A 15,360-nucleotide genomic window follows, 5' to 3' on the forward strand; every position below is an offset into this window, starting at 1 on the left:
TCGTTTTGCCGCCGGGTCGAGTATAAGCCCCGCATCATGACACGTTTTCTGATCGTTGCATCCGGGGGTGCCCTCGGCGCTGTCGCCCGCTACGGGGTCGGACGTCTGCTGCCCGCCGGCGGCTGGCCGTGGGCCACGCTGACGGTCAATGTCGCCGGCGGCCTGCTGATGGGGCTGCTGGCGGGCTGGCTTGCCTTCCGCGGCGGGGTGCAGGGCGAGTCCATCCGCCTGTTCGCCGCCGTCGGAGTTCTCGGAGGCTTCACCACCTTCTCGGCCTTTTCGCTGGAGGCGGCGCTGTTGATCGAGCGCCGTCAATTGGCCATGGCGGGTGGCTATGTCCTCGCCTCGGTGATCCTGTCGATCGCCGCCCTGTTTCTCGGCCTGATGGTCGCCCGCCGCGCCTTCGGAGCCGCCCTTTGACCGATGAACCCATCCAGGACGCCCCTGACGCTCCCAAGCGCGAGGTGCTGACCATCTATGTCGCCGAGGCCGAGGACGGCATCCGGCTGGACCGCTGGTTCCGCCGGCGCTGGCCGCACCTGTCCAACATCCAGGTGCAGAAGATGGCCCGCAGTGGCCAGATCCGCGTCGACGGCGCCCGTATCAAGCCCGAAGGCCGCCTGACCGCCGGCGCCGCCGTGCGCGTCCCCCCGATCCCCGACGACACCTCGCGCCAGGCCGGCGACGTCCACACCCTGTCCCCGCAGGACATCAAGTTCGCCAAATCCCTCGTGCTCTACGAGGACGACATGGTCATCGCCATCAACAAGCCCCACGGCCTCGCCGTCCAGGGCGGCACCAAGACCAGCCGCCACGTCGACCGCCTCCTGTCGGCCTGGGGGGAGGGGATGGACCGCCCGCGTCTGGTTCACCGCCTCGACCGCGACACCTCCGGCGTCCTCCTGCTCGGCAAGGGCCCCGAGGCGGCCAAGCGGCTGGCCGGGGCCTTCGCCCGGCGTCAGGCGAAGAAGACCTACTGGGCCATCGTCATCGGCAACCCCAAGCCCTCGGCCGGCCAGATCGACATGCCGCTGAAGAAGACCGGCATCAACGACTTCGAGATGATGCGCCCCGCCGACCGCAAGGACCCCCGCGCCGAACCGGCCGAGACCGCCTTCGCCACCATCAGCCGCGCCGCGCACCGGGCCTCCTGGATGGCCCTGCGCCCCTTCACCGGCCGGACCCACCAGCTGCGCGCCCACATGGCCGGCATCGGCCACCCGATCCTGGGCGACCCCAAATACGGGGACGAAAAGTCGAAGGAGCTGTCCGGCCCGCTGAAGCTCCAACTCCACGCCCGCAGCATCGAGCTGGAACATCCGCGCGGTGGCATGCTGAAGGTCGAGGCCCCCCTGAGCCCCGAAATGCGCGCCGGCTTCATCCATTTCGGCTTCGAGGAGGCCGAGGGCAATGAGAGCGATCCGTTCGAAGGGGTGAAACGGCAGCGATGAGACCCCTCGCCGTCTTCGACATCGACGGAACCCTCGTCGACAGCCGCGCCTCGATCCATCGGGCCGCCTGCGAGGCCGCGCGCGACATCGGCCTGCCCGAGCCGGACTATGACCGTGTCCGCCAGATCGTCGGCCTGTCGCTGGAGCACGCCATGGCGGTGCTGGAGCCCGGGCTCGATGCGCCGACGCTGGCCCACTTCGTCGCCGGCTTTCGCGCCAGCTTCAACCGCATGTACCAGGAAGGGCACGAGGAACCCCTCTATCCCGGAGCCATGGAGACCATCCGCCGCCTGCACCGCGACGGCTGGCGGCTGGCGCTTGCGACAGGCCAGAACCGCCGCGGCGTGGCCCGCAACCTGGCCCGCGAGGGCTGGGCCGACCTGTTCCTCTCGTCCCACTGCGCCGAGGACGGCCCGGGCAAGCCCGATCCGGCCATGCTTCATGCCGCCATGGCCGCCTGCGACGCCTGTCCGGCCACCACCCTGATGATCGGTGACACGGCCCATGACATCCAGATGGCCATCAACGCCGGTGTCCTGCCGCTGGGCGTCGCCTGGGGCTTCCACACCATCGAGGAACAGCAGGCCGCCGGGGCCCGCCACGTCGCCCGATCGTTCGCCGAACTGACCGTGGTGCTGGACGGCTTCGCCGACCTGACCCGCGCCGCCTGAGACCCCGTATGAGCCATATCCCGCCCCTCGATCCCAACGTCGCCGCCCGCAAGGGCTTCCGCGAGTCCGAGGAGCGTCTGAAACGCTTCTGGAAGGCGGTCGATGTGGCGGAAGGGCAGGGCGGCCAGGGGCCGTTCTGGGCTGTGACTCTGGACGGCCGCACGCCGAAGACCCCTGCCCATGCCCCCTTGCGGCTGCCGACCGAGGCCGCGGCCCGTCTGGCGGCCGAGGAATGGGCCGCCCAGGGCGAGTTCATCGACCCTGCGACCATGCCCGCCACCCGTCTGGCCTCGACCGCCATCGACCGCGTCCCCCAGGTCCGCGAGGCCGTGGCCGACGAGATCGCCGCCTTCGCCGGGACGGACCTGCTCTGCTATCTCGCGGAGCATCCGACCTCGCTGGTGGCCGAACAGGCGCGGGCCTGGGGGCCCTGGCGCGACTGGGCCGCGCGCACGCACGGCATCCGGCTGGAAGTCGCCGAAGGCATCGTCCACCGCCCTCAGGACCAGCAGGCGGTGGCGCGGACGCGGGCGCTCGCCCTGGCCCTCGACGATTTCGCCCTGACCGGCCTGGCGACGGCCACCCCCCTGCTGGGCTCGGCCGTCCTGGCCCTGGCCCTGCAGCAGGGCGAGATCGGCGGCGAGGCCGCTTTCGAGCTCAGCCGCCTCGACGAGGCCTTCCAGGAACGCCGGTGGGGCGTCGACGCCGAGGCCGCCGAACGCACCGCCGCCCGCCGGGCGGAGGCCGTCCTGCTGGAGCGGTGGTTCCGCGCGCTCGGCTGACTTTCCAGTCTGGAAAATAATCACTTGCCATCACGGAAAGTGATGCTACGCTTTCCGTATTGGAAAGTGAGGTCCCGAATGGCCGATGACATCGATCCCCGCGAGGCCCTGGCCTCGATTCACGAAGCCCGGGCCGGTGTCGCCCGCAGCATGGACTATCCGCCGGCCTGGGACATCGTCTTCGGCCTCCTCATCGCGGCCATGGTGACGGCGCAGGGCCTGCCGCAGATTTCAATCGGGCTCGTCCTCCTGGGCACGCTGGCCGGCCTCTACTGGATGGTCAAATGGTGGCGCGACCGCTTCGGCTGGTGGGTCAGTGCCTATGCGCCGAAGAGGGCCCGCTGGGTCGCCGTCGCGATGTGGCCGCTGCTCCTCTGCAGCCTCGGCCTGTCGTGCTGGACCCGCCTGTTCGAGGGGCCTTTGTGGGCGCCGTTCCTGGGCGGCGCGGTAGCCTTCGTCACAACGATCGTCTTCGGCCGCTGGTGGGCGCACGTCTATCGCAGGGAGCTGGCCGAGGGCGGTCAATGACCACCCGGCCGGCACCCGCCTTCGACGCGGTCATCCACGCCCCCGGGCGGCTGCAGATCTGTGCCATCCTCTCCAGCGTCGACAGCGCCGAGTTCGCCATGCTGCGCGACGCCCTCAAGGTGTCGGACTCGGTCCTGTCCAAACACCTGAAACAGCTGGAGGATGCGGGCCATGTCGCCCTCACCAAGGCCGCCGAGAACGGTCGTCAACGCACCTGGATCAGCCTGGCCCCGTCCGGCCGCAAGGCCTTCGCCGCCCACGTCGCCGAGCTCCAGCGGCTGGCGGCGATGACCGCCCCCGCGCCGCTGGGGCAGGGATTCTCAGGGTAGGGGCCTGGCTGTGATGAACCCGCCGACCGCGCCACCTGGCCGTCCCCGCTTGCCTCCGCCCCCGGCCCTCCTTAAGCCTCGCCCTCAAGGAGACGCCGTATGAAGACCATCCTCGACCAGCTCGAAGCCCGCCGTGCCGGGGCCCGCCTCGGTGGCGGTGAAGCCCGCATCGCCAGCCAGCACGCCAAGGGCAAGCTGACCGCGCGCGAGCGGATCGACGTCCTGCTCGACGAGGGCTCCTTCGAGGAGACCGACATGTTCGTCGAGCACCGCTCGACCCAGTTCGGCATGGAGGCCCAGCGCATCCCCGGCGACGGTGTGGTCACCGGCCGCGGCACCATCGGTGGCCGTCTCGTCTATGTCTTCTCCAAGGATTTCACCGTCTTCGGCGGTTCGCTGTCGGGGGCCCATGCGGCCAAGATCGTCAAGATCCAGACCATGGCCCTGACCAACGGCGCCCCGATCATCGGCCTGTTCGACGCCGGCGGCGCCCGCATCCAGGAGGGGGTCGAGGCCCTGGCCGGCTATGCCGACATCTTCCTGCAGAACACCCTGGCCTCGGGCGTCATCCCCCAGATCAGCGTCATCATGGGCCCCTGCGCCGGCGGCGACGTCTATTCCCCCGCCATCACCGACTTCATCTTCATGGTGAAGGACACCTCCTACATGTACGTCACCGGCCCCGATGTGGTGAAGACGGTCACCAATGAGGTCGTCACCCACGAGGATCTGGGCGGCGCTCGCGTCCATTCGCAAAAGTCGGGCGTCGCCGACGGCGCCTTCGAGAACGATCTGGAGGCCCTCAGCGAGGTCCGCCGCCTGATCGGCTTCCTGCCCCTCTCGAACCGCGAAAAGCCGCCGGTCCGCGACAGCTATGACGACCCGGAGCGCGACGAGGCCAGCCTCGACACCCTGGTCCCGGCCAATCCGAACCAGCCCTATGACATCAAGGAACTGATCCTGAAGACGGTCGACGAGGCCGAATTCTTCGAGATCGGCCCCGATTTCGCGAAGAACATCGTCACCGGCTTCGGCCGCCTCGACGGCCAGACCGTCGGCGTCGTCGCCAACCAGCCCCAGGTCCTGGCCGGCGTTCTGGACATCGACTCCAGCCGCAAGGCCGCCCGCTTCGTGCGCTTCTGCGACGCCTTCGACATCCCGCTGGTGACCTTCGTCGACGTGCCCGGCTTCATGCCCGGCACGCGCCAGGAATACGGCGGCCTGATCAAACACGGTGCCAAACTGCTGTTCGCCTATGCCGAGGCCACCGTGCCCAAACTGACCGTCATCACCCGCAAGGCCTATGGCGGCGCCTATGACGTGATGAGCTCCAAACACCTGCGCGGCGACGTCAACTACGCCTGGCCCAGTGCCGAGATCGCCGTCATGGGGGCCAAGGGCGCGGTCGAGATCATCTTCCGCAAGGAGGCCGGCGACCCCGAGGCGCTGGCCGCCCGCGAGGCCGAATACAAGGAGAAGTTCGCCAATCCCTTCGTGGCGGCGGGCCTGGGCTATATCGACGACGTGATCATGCCGCACGGGACGCGGCGGCGGCTGATCCGGGCGCTACGGACGCTGAAGAACAAGTCGCAGGAAAACCCGTGGAAGAAGCACGATAATATTCCGCTGTGAGGGGGCTGACATGAAGCTGCGTGACGGGATCGAAGTAGGAGAGGACAGCATCACCTTCTCCGGTCGCTCCGGGAAGCAACTGCTCCTTTCCTTGCTGCTTCGAACGAAATTTCGTGAACCCTACGAGGATATCACTCTCCTCAATGACTGGATTGCAGACCTTGCAAATCGGCTCGCGGCGGAACTACAGACCGGTGAACAGCAGACCTTTGCGGATGACGCCCAAACCCGTCTTGAGATCGCCGGGCTGATCGCCAGCAAAGGCGCGTCGCTAGGATGGTGGCAGATGTCTCCCGAGGCGCAGGTCGCCTGTCTGCAACTAGCCGCCGCGCCCTACCGAATGACCTCCGAGAGTCTGGAGGAGATCATGCTCTCCGTGGAGGACCAGGTCGAAAGCGCTCGTAGACTGGTCGCGGCGGCGGATCAGAGCAATCGCCCCTGACCAACCTCCTCTTCCTCTGCTCCCGCAACCGCCTCCGCTCCCCCACGGCCGAGCAGGTGTTCGCCCACTAACCCTCCTTGTCATCCCCGACGAAGCGAAGCGGAGATCGGGGACGGCATGCGCCTCCCCCCTGACCCCTCCCGGACAGCCCGAAGGGCTGAGCCGGGAGCCGGGTGGCGGCGACGCAAATGCATGACATCTGGCAGGGGCGTTCAGCCTCGGTCCCGCCTGTCCGGGTGTCCGCGAGCTGTCGCCCGGCTCAGCCCAAGGGGGCTGTCCGGGCGTGTCCAAAGAGGGGTGCGGTCCGTCCCCGATCTCCGCTTCGCTTCGTCGGGGATGACAAGGGAGCGATCTCCACTTCGCTGTATCGGGGATGATAAGCCTCGAATACAATCTTGACGATTGTATATGTGCCCGACAAAGTCGTGTCGTGATGGGAAAGACCGACCACAGCTACTGGGTCTACATTCTGGCCAGCGGACCCTGCGGCTGGCTCTACGTCGGCATGACCGACGATCTGATCCGGCGGATCGGCGAGCACAAGCACGGCCAGATCGACGGCTACAGCCGCGCGCATGGAACCGACCAGTTGGTCTGGTTCGAGCACCATCGCTACGTCGATCAGGCCATCCTGAGGGAAAAGCGGATCAAGCGCTGGCTAAGGCCATGGAAATTCGCCCTGATCGAAGAAGCCAATCCCCTCTGGACGGATCTGTATCCGGACTTGCTGGAAGGAAGGGCCCATTGACCAACCTCCTCTTCCCCTGCGCCCGCAACCGTCCCGGATAGCGCCTGCGGCGCTTCCGGGATGACAAGGTATTGTGCCCGCGCCTTGTCATCCCCGACGAAGCGAAGCGGAGATCGCTCTCCTTGTCATCCCCGACGAAGCGAAGCGAAGATCGGGGACGACGCGCCTCTCCCCCTGATCCCTCCCGGACAGCCCGCAGGGCTGAGCCGGGAGACGGGTAGACGTCACTCCGGCGGTGCCCGCTCACACAGACCGTTCGAAGGCCGCCCTTCGCCCGGCTCAGCCCAAGGGGGCTGTCCGGGCGTGGCCAAAGAGGGGGACTCACTCCGTCCCCGATCTCCGCTTCGCTCCGTCGGGGATGACAAGGGGGCACCATCCTCATGCAGAGAAGGGCCCGGATACCGCCCCCCCAAACAGTGTCTTCTCGCCCCCTATAATCTCGCCCCTCTCAACCCCGAAAGGCGCCGTCCCGACCCCGCAGACGACGGCTCGCAGCCCCCTGCGACCGCATCTGACGTAGCCATATGCATACTGGTCAAATGCCCGCCGGGCCGGTCTTTGACAGTCTTTCACAACACCGCCGCGTCCGCCCAGGACCCGGCGCAGGCCCTCGGACCGAAGGCGGCGGCTTTCCGAAAATCCGGCCCGCAATTTTCCCGGCGAAACCGTACCCTTTCGACCCTTCAGCCGACCAGCGCCGCCCGCTCTTCCGCGGTCAGCATCCGCCATTTGCCCTCGGGCAGATTGTCGAGTTTCAGCGGGCCGATCCGTACACGGATCAAATCGACGACCTCCAGATCGACCATCTCGCACATCCGCCGGATCTGGCGGTTGCGGCCCTCGCGCAAGATGAATTTCAGCCGGAAGGACTCCATCCGGCTGACGTAGGCGGGCTTCAGCTGGCGACCGTCCAGCATCAGGCCGTGGCGCAGGATTTTCAGCTTCTTCTCGGTGATGTCGCCCGTCACCCGAACCAGATATTCCTTGTCGAGGTCGGACTGCGGCCCGATCACCGCCTTGGCCACCACCCCGTCCGATGACAGCAGCAGCAGGCCGCGGGAATCCTCGTCCAGCCGTCCGATCGGGGGCAGGGAGACCTCGTCCGCGGGGGTCACACCTTCGCCGACCCGGTTGTTGTCGGTGACCAGTCGGACCGCGGGCCGTTTGTTGGGCTCGGGCTGACCCGAGACATAGCCCATCGGCTTGTGCATCACGATGGTCACGCCCTCGGCCAGGGCAGCGGTGGCACGGTCGTTCAGGGTCAGGGTCTGGCCGGGCTCCAGCTTGCGGCCCGCATCGGCGACCACCACACCGTCGACCGAGACCAGGCCGTCGGCGATCAGGGCATCGGCTTCACGGCGCGAGCAGACGCCGGTCTGGCCCAGCCATTTGTTGATCCGGACCGGCTCTTCGCCGTCATAGGTTCTGGAAAACGCCATGCCGGTCCCTAGCCCCCGGGCGCAGCGGGGTCCAGCCGCCGCGATCAGCCCCCGAAGACGGCCGCAATGGCCGCGCGCGCGATCTCGTCGTCCTGGGCCGAAGAGGCTCCCGACACCCCGATCGCGCCGATGATCCGGCCGTCGACGACGATGGGCACGCCCCCGGCAACCGGGACCATGCCGTCGAGCGCCAGCAGCGCCGTCCGCCCGCCGGCCAGCCGCTCCTCCGATACCGAGGTCGCGGTCCGGTAAAGGGCGGCGGACCGGGCCTTGGCCTGGGCGACGGCGATGGAGCCATACTGGGTGTCGTCCATCCGCCCGAAGGCGACCAGCGCGCCCGAAGGCTCGACGATCGCGAAGGCCATGCGGAACCCGCGCGCCGAGGCGGCCGCGGTCGCCCGGTCGATCAGGGCCTGGGCCGTCTCCAGCCCGATCGGCGCGCCATAGGGCGGGGCCGGAGCAGCGGCCACCGGAGCGGGCGTCGCCGGCGTCTGCGCCCAGGCCGGAGCAGCAAACGCCAGAACAGCCACAGCAAGCAGGAGAGGTTTCATGACAGTGCTTTCAATCGGGGATTTGGCCAGGCTGTCGGGGATGCCGCCACATCGCCGCCGTCGGCACAAGGGGCGCTCAGGTCCGGCGGAACAGAAACATCAGATTGTTGGCCGGCATTTCGATCCGGCGCGTGAGGGCCAGTCCCCTTGCCTTGGCCGCAGCCACGACCGCATCCCGGTCCCGCAGGCCCCATGCCGGATCCCGGGCCTTCAGGCTCTCGTCAAAGGCCGCATTGGAGGGGGCCAGCGGCGCGTCGACCTCGCGGTACGGGCCGTAGAGGATCAGCAGTCCGCCGACGGCCAGCCGGCTCCCGGCCAGGGCCATCAGGCCTTCGGTCGCGGCCCAGGGGCTGATGTGGATCATGTTGATGCAGACCACGGCCGGCAGCCGGTCCTCCGGCCAGGTCGTCGGGTCCAGCACATCGAGCGGCAGGGGCTCGCGCAGATTGGGCAGGTCCGCCGTCGCCGCCCAGGCCGCGATACTGGCCCGCGCCTCGGCCGACGGGTCGCTTGGCGTCCAGTCGAGGCCGGGCAGGGCTCCGGCGAAGGCGAGGGCGTGCTCCCCCGACCCGGCGGCGATTTCCAGCACCGCGCCCCGATGCGGCAGATGGGCGCGCAGCACCTCGAGAATCGGCCCGGTGTTCCGGGCCACGGCGGGAGAGGCGAGGCCTCCCCGGGGAGTCGTCCCGATCGGTTCCATGGTCTGCATGGCTGCCCGGATACATCGCGCCCCGGCTCACGGCGACCGGAAATATGCAGGGCCCTCCGGGGGCCTCGCTCGCGAGAGGTTGAAACGTGCATCGGTTGACGCCGCGTCGCCTAAGATGTCATTCCGCGCCTGAAACATTGCGTGATGCCACGCAAGGGAGGCCACGGCGGCGCAGATCGCCGGGCGACGTTCAGGAGAGTGATAGTGACCGCATCCGCCATCCAGGGCCTTCACCCGGCTCCCACCCGACATGCCGGCCTGATCGCCTGGGTCGAGCAGATCGCTGCCCTGACCAAGCCTGCGCGGGTTCATTGGTGCGACGGTTCGGAGGCCGAGAAGGCCGCCATCGTCGCCGATCTGATCGGCAAGGGCACCCTGCGCGAGCTCGACCAGACCAAACGCCCCGGCTGCTACTACGCGGCCTCGGACCCCAAGGACGTCGCCCGCGTCGAGAGCCGGACCTTCATCTGCTCGGCCGACAAGGTCGATGCCGGCCCGACCAACAACTGGTCCGACCCGGTCGAGATGCGCGCCCGCCTGAATGGCCTGTTCGACGGCTGTATGGCCGGCCGGACGATGTATGTGGTGCCTTTCTCCATGGGGCCCCTGGGCTCGGAGCTCAGCGCCCTCGGCGTCGAGATCACCGACAGCGGCTATGTCGCCATCTCCATGGGGATTATGACCCGCATGGGCCAGCCGGTGCTGGACCTGATGGGCGACGCCGGCGTCTTCGTGCCGGCCGTCCACACGCTTGGTGCCCCGCTGGCCGAGGGCCAGGCGGACGTGCCGTGGCCCTGCAACGAGGACAAGTGGATCGTCCACTATCCCGAAACCCGCGAGATCTGGTCCTACGGTTCGGGCTATGGCGGCAACGCCCTGCTTGGCAAGAAATGCTACGCCCTGCGCATCGCCTCGGTCATGGCCCGCGACGAGGGCTGGCTGGCCGAGCATATGCTGATCCTCAAGCTGACCGATCCGAAGGGTCGTGCCAAATACGTCGCCGCCGCCTTCCCCTCCGCCTGCGGCAAGACCAACCTCGCCATGCTCCAGCCGACCATCCCTGGCTGGAAGGCCGAGACGATCGGCGACGACATCGCCTGGATGCGCTTCGGCGACGACGGCCGCCTGTACGCCGTGAACCCGGAAGCGGGCTTCTTCGGCGTCGCCCCGGGCACGAGCCGCAACACCAACGGCAACGCCCTCGCCACGATGGCGACCAATACGGTCTTCACCAACACGGCTCTGACCGCCGACAACGACGTCTGGTGGGAAGGACTCTCCAAGTTGGCCCCCGAGGGCCTGACCAACTGGAAGGGCGTCGCCCACGACCCGGCCTCGGGCGAGCCTGCGGCCCACGCCAACGCCCGCTTCGCCGCCCCCGCCTCGCAATGCCCGACCATCGCGCCCGAGTGGGAAGACCCCAGGGGCGTGCCGATCGACGCCATCCTGTTCGGCGGCCGCCGCGCCTCGGCCGTGCCGCTGGTGACGGAAGCCTTCGACTGGGAGCACGGCGTGTTCATGGGCTCGTCGGTCGCCTCGGAAGGCACCGCCGCCGCCGAAAACGCCATCGGCACCCTGCGCCGCGACCCCTTCGCCATGCTGCCCTTCTGCGGCTACAACATGGGCGACTATTTCGCCCACTGGCTCTCGATGGGCGGCAAGACCGAGGCGGCCAAGCTGCCGCGCCTCTACTTCGTCAACTGGTTCCGCAAGAACGAGGAAGGTCAGTTCGTCTGGCCCGGCTTCGGCGACAATGCCCGCGTCCTGAAATGGATTGCCGAACGCCTCGACGGCGAGGCGGGGGCTGTTGAGACGCCGGTCGGCCTCGTCCCGAGCCGCGCGGCTCTGGATCTGTCAGGGCTGACCTTGTCCGACGCGGATCTGTCGATCCTGCTCGACGTCGACGCCGACGTCTGGGCCGAGGAAGCCGCCCTGATCCCGGACTTCTATGCGCAGTTCGGTGACCGTCTGCCCGCGGCGCTGTGGGATCAGCACGCGGCTCTCACCGCCCGTATCGGCGGCGCCCGCGCTGCCGCCATCGCCGCCGAGTAGCGATCGCGACTTGCATTCGGAGTGCGGGCGGTCGATCTGATCGCCCGTGGCTTCCTCTCCTGATGTGATCGTGATCGGCGCCGGCGTGCTAGGCCTCTGCACGGCGGCCGAGCTGGCTGCGCGCGGCCATGCGGTGACGGTCATCGATCCCGGTGCTCCGAACGCCTCCTCCATCGCTGCCGGGATGATCGCTCCGGCGCTGGAATCCCTGCTGGACGACGTCACCGCCGATCGCGCCGCCTTGCTCAGGCGCGCTCGCGACCTATGGCCGGCCTTTGCGGAGGCGCATGATCTGAACCTCTTGCGCGAAGGTGCGGACTGGCGTGGCGAGGCCGCGGCTGATGCTGTGCTTCGTCTCCGCTCGCTCGGCTTTGACGCCCGCGGACACGGGAACGTCCTGATTACACCGGATGACTGGCGCATAGAGGTGGCTTCGGCCCTCAAGGCGCTGGCGCGGACACCGGGTCTGACGATGGTGCGGGGCGAGGTCTCGCGCCTGACGGCTGACGCGCGCCATTGGCGGGTCCAGTCGGGCGATGGCCGCGTCTGGTTCTGCGCCACCCTGATCCTCGCCACAGGGGCCAGCGAGGCGATCGCGGGCCTGCCCGTCTCCGTCGCCGCCGGGGTGTCCGCGATCACGCCGATCCGGGGCCAACTGACCTTCGTTTCCACGGCAGCCCCGTCCCGAGTGATCAGAGGCCCCGGCGTCTATGTCGCACCCTGTGACGGCGGCGTGGTCATCGGCGCCACCATGGAGCCCGGACGCCGCGACCTCGATCCTGATCCTGCAGAGGCCGGTCGGCAGGTCGCGGCCGGTCTGGCGCTTCTGGCGGCAACGGGCGAGCCCGGTCCGACCCGGGTCGGTATCCGCGGGGCGACCGCTGACGGGCTTCCGTTGGCGGGACTGTCGGGTGAACCGGGCCTGCACCTAGCCCTGGCCCCGCGTCGGAACGGTTGGCTGATGGGGCCCCTGGTCGCCCGGGTCGCGGCGGATGGAATCGAAGGCAGGCCGCCCCTGGCGGACGCCGCCGCCCTCGATCCGCGCCGGTTCGCCTGATCAGTCTTCCGGCGGGGCGAAGCGCAGGTTGATGTTCACACGCGAGCCTTCCGCCGCCCCGTTGACGGTGCGGGGATTGACCCGGAAATGCCGGGACAGGCCTTGCGCCGCCCGACCGAAGCCGTAGCCGCCGGGTGTCTCACTCTGGACGTTGCAATCGGTCACGGCCCCTGTGGGCAGGACGAGACAGTTCAGGGAGGCCGATCCCGCCATGCCTGCAGCGATCGCGCGCTCCGGGTAGGCCCGCATCAGCTGGTCGGCTGAGGGCTGGCGCGACCAGCTGGGATTGCGGATGACCGCCGCTGGAAGCGCCGGAGCGGACTCGGCCGTGCTGTTCGGGATAGGGGCCGGAACCTCTGTATCGAAGGTCAGAACCGTGCCTTCGGTCGGCTTTGTGTCAGTCATCACAGCCGTGAAGGTTTCCGTTGGCGTGAGTGGCCGCGGCGTATCGTTGAGCGTAGGATTCGGGGCCGGCGGCGTCTCCGACGGGGTCACCGGCTCGGGCGGCTTTGGCCGATAGTTGAAGACCTCGATGATCGGGCCCTCAGGGCGTTCGGGAGCAAGTGGCATCTCGAACCGCTGATAGTAGATGGCCGTCCCGATACCGACGTGAGCCGCAACGACAATGCCGACGGCCACCCAGGTCGTCCGGGACCACCGGGGTGCTCTGCGTTCGTTATAGTCTATGGGGCTCACCAGTCCGGGGCCGCCTGCTGTCTTGGTCATCATGGCCGTCACATCCCTGTTTGTCGCCGTCCCCGAAGCGCCCCATGATGAAGTTGAGCGCTGACGTTACGGCAGGTTTGGGGCAGGGCCCGCCTTGAAAGCGCCACGGTGGGACGGGGATCGACGGGAGGTTAACGAGTTGTGGGCGCGCGGCGCGTCGTTAAGATTCGATTAACCATAGGCGTCCACCTTTACGGTCCATGAATGTCGGACCGATTCCATCTACTGGCGGGGTTGAGGCTGCCATTCGGCGCGCCTCGAACGCGACGGGTGTGGACGCTGATTTTCTTGTCCGAACGGCACGGCGCGAGAGCGCGATGAACCCGTCGGCAAGGGCCCGGACCTCTTCGGCAGCGGGCCTTTTCCAGTTTATTGAACAGACCTGGCTTGGCACGGTCAAAGCCCACGGTGCCAAGCATGGCTACGGGCAGTACGCTGACCTGATCTATCGCAGCGGGGACGGGCGCTGGCGTGTCGAGGGCTCGGCACGCAATGTCGTGCTGGACCTCCGTTTCGATCCTCAGGCGGCCTCTACCATGGCGGCGGAACTGACGGCGTCGAATGCGGCCTATCTGCGAGGCCGGTCCGGGCGCGAGCCCGGAGCCGGAGACCTCTATGCCGCGCATTTTCTGGGGCCGGGGGGGGCAGCCCAGCTGATGGATGCCATGGAGCGCCGGCCCGGGGCCAGTGCCGTTGCTCTGTTCCCGGAGGCAGCTGCGGCCAACCGGTCCATATTCTACCGCGACGGTCGGCCCGCGACTGTGGCCGAGGTGCATGCCAACCTCCAGCGCAGCGCCGGACAAGGGGCACCGGCCTCAGCGGCGGGCTCGCCGCAAGGGGGCGTGGATCTGGGTCAGCGGGACCAGATGCTGGCGGCACGGCTTGATCGCTTGAAGCAGGACCAAAGCCTGTTGGCTCTGCTCATGGGGCAGGACGGCGACGGGAAGGGCGGCGGCTTCGGTGGGGCTTTCGCTCCGGAAGCAAGCAGGAACATCTGATCCCGAATGCGGTGATGGTGAACCGTCCGTTAAGGATGTCGGGCCGATGTTGTCAGTCGATTACTGGATCCGCCGATGACCGCCTACCGCGCCCGCTTGACCGAGACCGACATTCGCCGCCTGATCAAGGCGACTGATGCGGATGAGCGCGCCGCCGCCACCCATAAGCTGTGCCGCAGCATGGACAAGGCTGAGCTCCAAGGCGAGGATCGCGAGTCAGCGCAGAAGATTCTTCGAATGCTGGCTCAGGATGCCGCTGAACTGGTTCGGCGGGCCATGGCGGTGACGCTGAAGTCGTCTGATCTGATTCCGCGTGATGTTGCCCGCAAGCTGGCGGCCGATGTCGACAGCGTCGCACTTCCCGTGATTGGTTTTTCACCGGCCTTTCTGGATGAAGATCTGATCGAGATTGTCTGGGCAGGATCCCCTTTGCGGCAGGTGGCGGTGGCGGGGCGTCCCGGAGTTGGCCGCGATGTAGCGAAAGCCCTGGCCGAGCTTGGCTGCGAGCAGGCCGTTCGAATGCTCGCGGCCAATGACAACGCCGATGTGGCAGAATCGGCACTGGCGCGCTGTATCGACCGCTTCGGGGATTCACCCGAGATTGTCGCTGCTCTCGCCTATCGTCAGGTGTTGCCCTTGTCCGTCACCGAACGGCTGGTGGAGCTGGCTTCCGAATCCGTTCGCGAGCATCTCGTCACCCGCCACGCGGTGGCACCGGAGACCGCGATCCGGCTTGCCGCCTTCGCTCGCGAGCGCGCCACGGTCGATCTGGTCGACCAGGCTTCGAACCATGGGGACCTGCCGCAGTTCGTCGCCGGTCTGAACGCTCGCCGTGTCCTGACAGCTTCGCTGCTCCTCAGGGCCGTGGCGCGGGGTCAAATGGCCTTGTTCGAGCATGGGGTGGCGGAGCTGGCCGGTACACCGCATGCCCGGGCCTGGCTGATGATCCATGATGCCGGTCCCTTGGGGCTGAAGGCAATCTATGATCGGGCAGGGCTGCCGCCGCGCCTCTTTCAGGCCTATCGCGCCGGAGTCGATACCTGGCGAGCGCTGCAGGCAGAAGGCGCGGACACCTCGGGAGACGGGTTTCGACATCAGATGCTGGAGCGGTTCCTGACCCAACGTCCGAACGCATCCCGGGAGGATCTGGCCTATCTGATGGAGCGGCTGGATCATGAGCCCCCGACAGAGAGGGCTCAGAGCAGGGTCGCCGCCTGATATCAGGACGCCTGCCCGTTTGCAGGC

At 68.0% G+C, this 15,360-nt stretch carries 17 protein-coding genes; 13 read left to right on the forward strand and 4 right to left on the reverse strand.

Annotation, left to right across the window (positions count from 1 at the left end; genetic code table 11):
• Positions 1-36 precede the first annotated feature (36 nt).
• The 9 genes from crcB to Q0053_RS07055 all read left to right on the forward strand — a co-directional run bounded on the left by crcB (position 37) and on the right by Q0053_RS07055 (position 6,583).
• Positions 37-420, forward strand: a complete 384-nt coding sequence (gene crcB / locus Q0053_RS07015) for a fluoride efflux transporter CrcB (protein ID WP_298097908.1) — start codon at positions 37-39, stop codon at positions 418-420.
• Positions 417-1,451: an RluA family pseudouridine synthase gene (locus Q0053_RS07020; RefSeq protein ID WP_298097911.1), complete on the forward strand. Its 1,035-nt coding sequence runs from the start codon at positions 417-419 to the stop codon at positions 1,449-1,451. Before crcB ends, Q0053_RS07020 begins: the two co-directional genes overlap by 4 nt.
• Positions 1,448-2,122, forward strand: coding sequence for an HAD-IA family hydrolase (locus Q0053_RS07025; RefSeq protein WP_298097914.1), 675 nt, complete (start codon positions 1,448-1,450; stop codon positions 2,120-2,122). The genes Q0053_RS07020 and Q0053_RS07025 overlap by 4 nt, the downstream gene beginning before the upstream one ends.
• An 8-nt stretch (positions 2,123-2,130) precedes the next feature.
• A complete protein-coding gene (locus Q0053_RS07030; RefSeq protein ID WP_298097917.1) occupies positions 2,131-2,904 on the forward strand; it encodes an ATP12 family chaperone protein in 774 nt (257 codons plus the stop codon).
• Between the two features lie 78 nt (positions 2,905-2,982).
• Positions 2,983-3,432, forward strand: coding sequence for a hypothetical protein (locus Q0053_RS07035; protein ID WP_298097920.1), 450 nt, complete (start codon positions 2,983-2,985; stop codon positions 3,430-3,432).
• Positions 3,429-3,761, forward strand: coding sequence for a transcriptional regulator (locus Q0053_RS07040; protein WP_298097923.1), 333 nt, complete (start codon positions 3,429-3,431; stop codon positions 3,759-3,761). The genes Q0053_RS07035 and Q0053_RS07040 overlap by 4 nt, the downstream gene beginning before the upstream one ends.
• Before the next feature lie 99 nt (positions 3,762-3,860).
• Positions 3,861-5,393 carry an acyl-CoA carboxylase subunit beta gene (locus Q0053_RS07045; RefSeq protein ID WP_298097925.1) on the forward strand — a complete coding sequence of 511 codons (1,533 nt, stop codon included), beginning with the start codon at positions 3,861-3,863 and terminating at the stop codon, positions 5,391-5,393.
• Between the two features lie 10 nt (positions 5,394-5,403).
• Complete coding sequence (locus Q0053_RS07050) at positions 5,404-5,835, forward strand: hypothetical protein (protein ID WP_298097928.1); 432 nt, start codon at positions 5,404-5,406, stop codon at positions 5,833-5,835.
• 433 nt (positions 5,836-6,268) lie between these two features.
• A complete protein-coding gene (locus tag Q0053_RS07055; RefSeq protein ID WP_298097931.1) occupies positions 6,269-6,583 on the forward strand; it encodes a GIY-YIG nuclease family protein in 315 nt (104 codons plus the stop codon).
• 683 nt (positions 6,584-7,266) lie between these two features.
• Here Q0053_RS07055 and Q0053_RS07060 read toward each other — a convergent pair.
• From Q0053_RS07060 to Q0053_RS07070, 3 genes are all read right to left on the reverse strand, one after another.
• Positions 7,267-8,022: a pseudouridine synthase gene (locus tag Q0053_RS07060; RefSeq protein ID WP_298097934.1), complete on the reverse strand. Its 756-nt coding sequence runs from the start codon at positions 8,020-8,022 to the stop codon at positions 7,267-7,269.
• A gap of 44 nt (positions 8,023-8,066) precedes the next feature.
• Positions 8,067-8,573: a heme-binding protein gene (locus Q0053_RS07065; RefSeq protein WP_298097937.1), complete on the reverse strand. Its 507-nt coding sequence runs from the start codon at positions 8,571-8,573 to the stop codon at positions 8,067-8,069.
• Positions 8,574-8,649: 76 nt separating this feature from the next.
• Complete coding sequence (locus Q0053_RS07070) at positions 8,650-9,282, reverse strand: DUF938 domain-containing protein (protein WP_298097940.1); 633 nt, start codon at positions 9,280-9,282, stop codon at positions 8,650-8,652.
• 204 nt (positions 9,283-9,486) lie between these two features.
• Here Q0053_RS07070 and Q0053_RS07075 point away from each other — a divergent pair, with 204 nt between their 5' ends.
• The gene (locus Q0053_RS07075) at positions 9,487-11,334 is read left to right on the forward strand and encodes a phosphoenolpyruvate carboxykinase (GTP) (RefSeq protein WP_298097943.1); all 1,848 of its coding nucleotides are present in this window, start codon (positions 9,487-9,489) and stop codon (positions 11,332-11,334) included.
• 46 nt (positions 11,335-11,380) lie between these two features.
• Entirely contained in the window at positions 11,381-12,391 is a 1,011-nt protein-coding gene (locus Q0053_RS07080) for an FAD-binding oxidoreductase (protein WP_298097946.1), read from the forward strand.
• Here the strand turns inward: Q0053_RS07080 and Q0053_RS07085 are convergent, their stop codons facing one another.
• Positions 12,392-13,120, reverse strand: a complete 729-nt coding sequence (locus Q0053_RS07085) for a TonB family protein (protein ID WP_298097949.1) — start codon at positions 13,118-13,120, stop codon at positions 12,392-12,394.
• A 197-nt stretch (positions 13,121-13,317) separates the two neighbouring features.
• Here Q0053_RS07085 and Q0053_RS07090 point away from each other — a divergent pair, with 197 nt between their 5' ends.
• Together Q0053_RS07090 and Q0053_RS07095 are read left to right on the forward strand one after the other, a co-directional pair.
• Entirely contained in the window at positions 13,318-14,115 is a 798-nt protein-coding gene (locus Q0053_RS07090) for a transglycosylase SLT domain-containing protein (RefSeq protein ID WP_298097952.1), read from the forward strand.
• A gap of 75 nt (positions 14,116-14,190) precedes the next feature.
• Complete coding sequence (locus Q0053_RS07095) at positions 14,191-15,333, forward strand: DUF2336 domain-containing protein (protein ID WP_298097954.1); 1,143 nt, start codon at positions 14,191-14,193, stop codon at positions 15,331-15,333.
• Positions 15,334-15,360: the final 27 nt, after the last annotated feature.

Source organism: Brevundimonas sp. (assembly GCF_027487935.1).
GTDB lineage: Bacteria > Pseudomonadota > Alphaproteobacteria > Caulobacterales > Caulobacteraceae > Brevundimonas.

Bases quoted from the DNA above. Each gene is read 5' to 3' on its own strand.
- Q0053_RS07030 (WP_298097917.1), top strand. From the start codon at position 2,131: ATGAGCCATATCCCGCCCCTCGATCCCAACGTCGCCGCCCGCAAGGGC.
- Q0053_RS07090 (WP_298097952.1), top strand. From the start codon at position 13,318: ATGAATGTCGGACCGATTCCATCTACTGGCGGGGTTGAGGCTGCCATT.
- Q0053_RS07070 (WP_298097940.1), bottom strand. From the start codon at position 9,282: ATGCAGACCATGGAACCGATCGGGACGACTCCCCGGGGAGGCCTCGCC.
- Q0053_RS07035 (WP_298097920.1), top strand. From the start codon at position 2,983: ATGGCCGATGACATCGATCCCCGCGAGGCCCTGGCCTCGATTCACGAA.
- Q0053_RS07060 (WP_298097934.1), bottom strand. From the start codon at position 8,022: ATGGCGTTTTCCAGAACCTATGACGGCGAAGAGCCGGTCCGGATCAAC.
- Q0053_RS07055 (WP_298097931.1), top strand. From the start codon at position 6,269: ATGGGAAAGACCGACCACAGCTACTGGGTCTACATTCTGGCCAGCGGA.
- Q0053_RS07095 (WP_298097954.1), top strand. From the start codon at position 14,191: ATGACCGCCTACCGCGCCCGCTTGACCGAGACCGACATTCGCCGCCTG.
- Q0053_RS07040 (WP_298097923.1), top strand. From the start codon at position 3,429: ATGACCACCCGGCCGGCACCCGCCTTCGACGCGGTCATCCACGCCCCC.
- Q0053_RS07085 (WP_298097949.1), bottom strand. From the start codon at position 13,120: ATGATGACCAAGACAGCAGGCGGCCCCGGACTGGTGAGCCCCATAGAC.
- Q0053_RS07045 (WP_298097925.1), top strand. From the start codon at position 3,861: ATGAAGACCATCCTCGACCAGCTCGAAGCCCGCCGTGCCGGGGCCCGC.
- crcB (WP_298097908.1), top strand. From the start codon at position 37: ATGACACGTTTTCTGATCGTTGCATCCGGGGGTGCCCTCGGCGCTGTC.
- Q0053_RS07065 (WP_298097937.1), bottom strand. From the start codon at position 8,573: ATGAAACCTCTCCTGCTTGCTGTGGCTGTTCTGGCGTTTGCTGCTCCG.
- Q0053_RS07050 (WP_298097928.1), top strand. From the start codon at position 5,404: ATGAAGCTGCGTGACGGGATCGAAGTAGGAGAGGACAGCATCACCTTC.
- Q0053_RS07025 (WP_298097914.1), top strand. From the start codon at position 1,448: ATGAGACCCCTCGCCGTCTTCGACATCGACGGAACCCTCGTCGACAGC.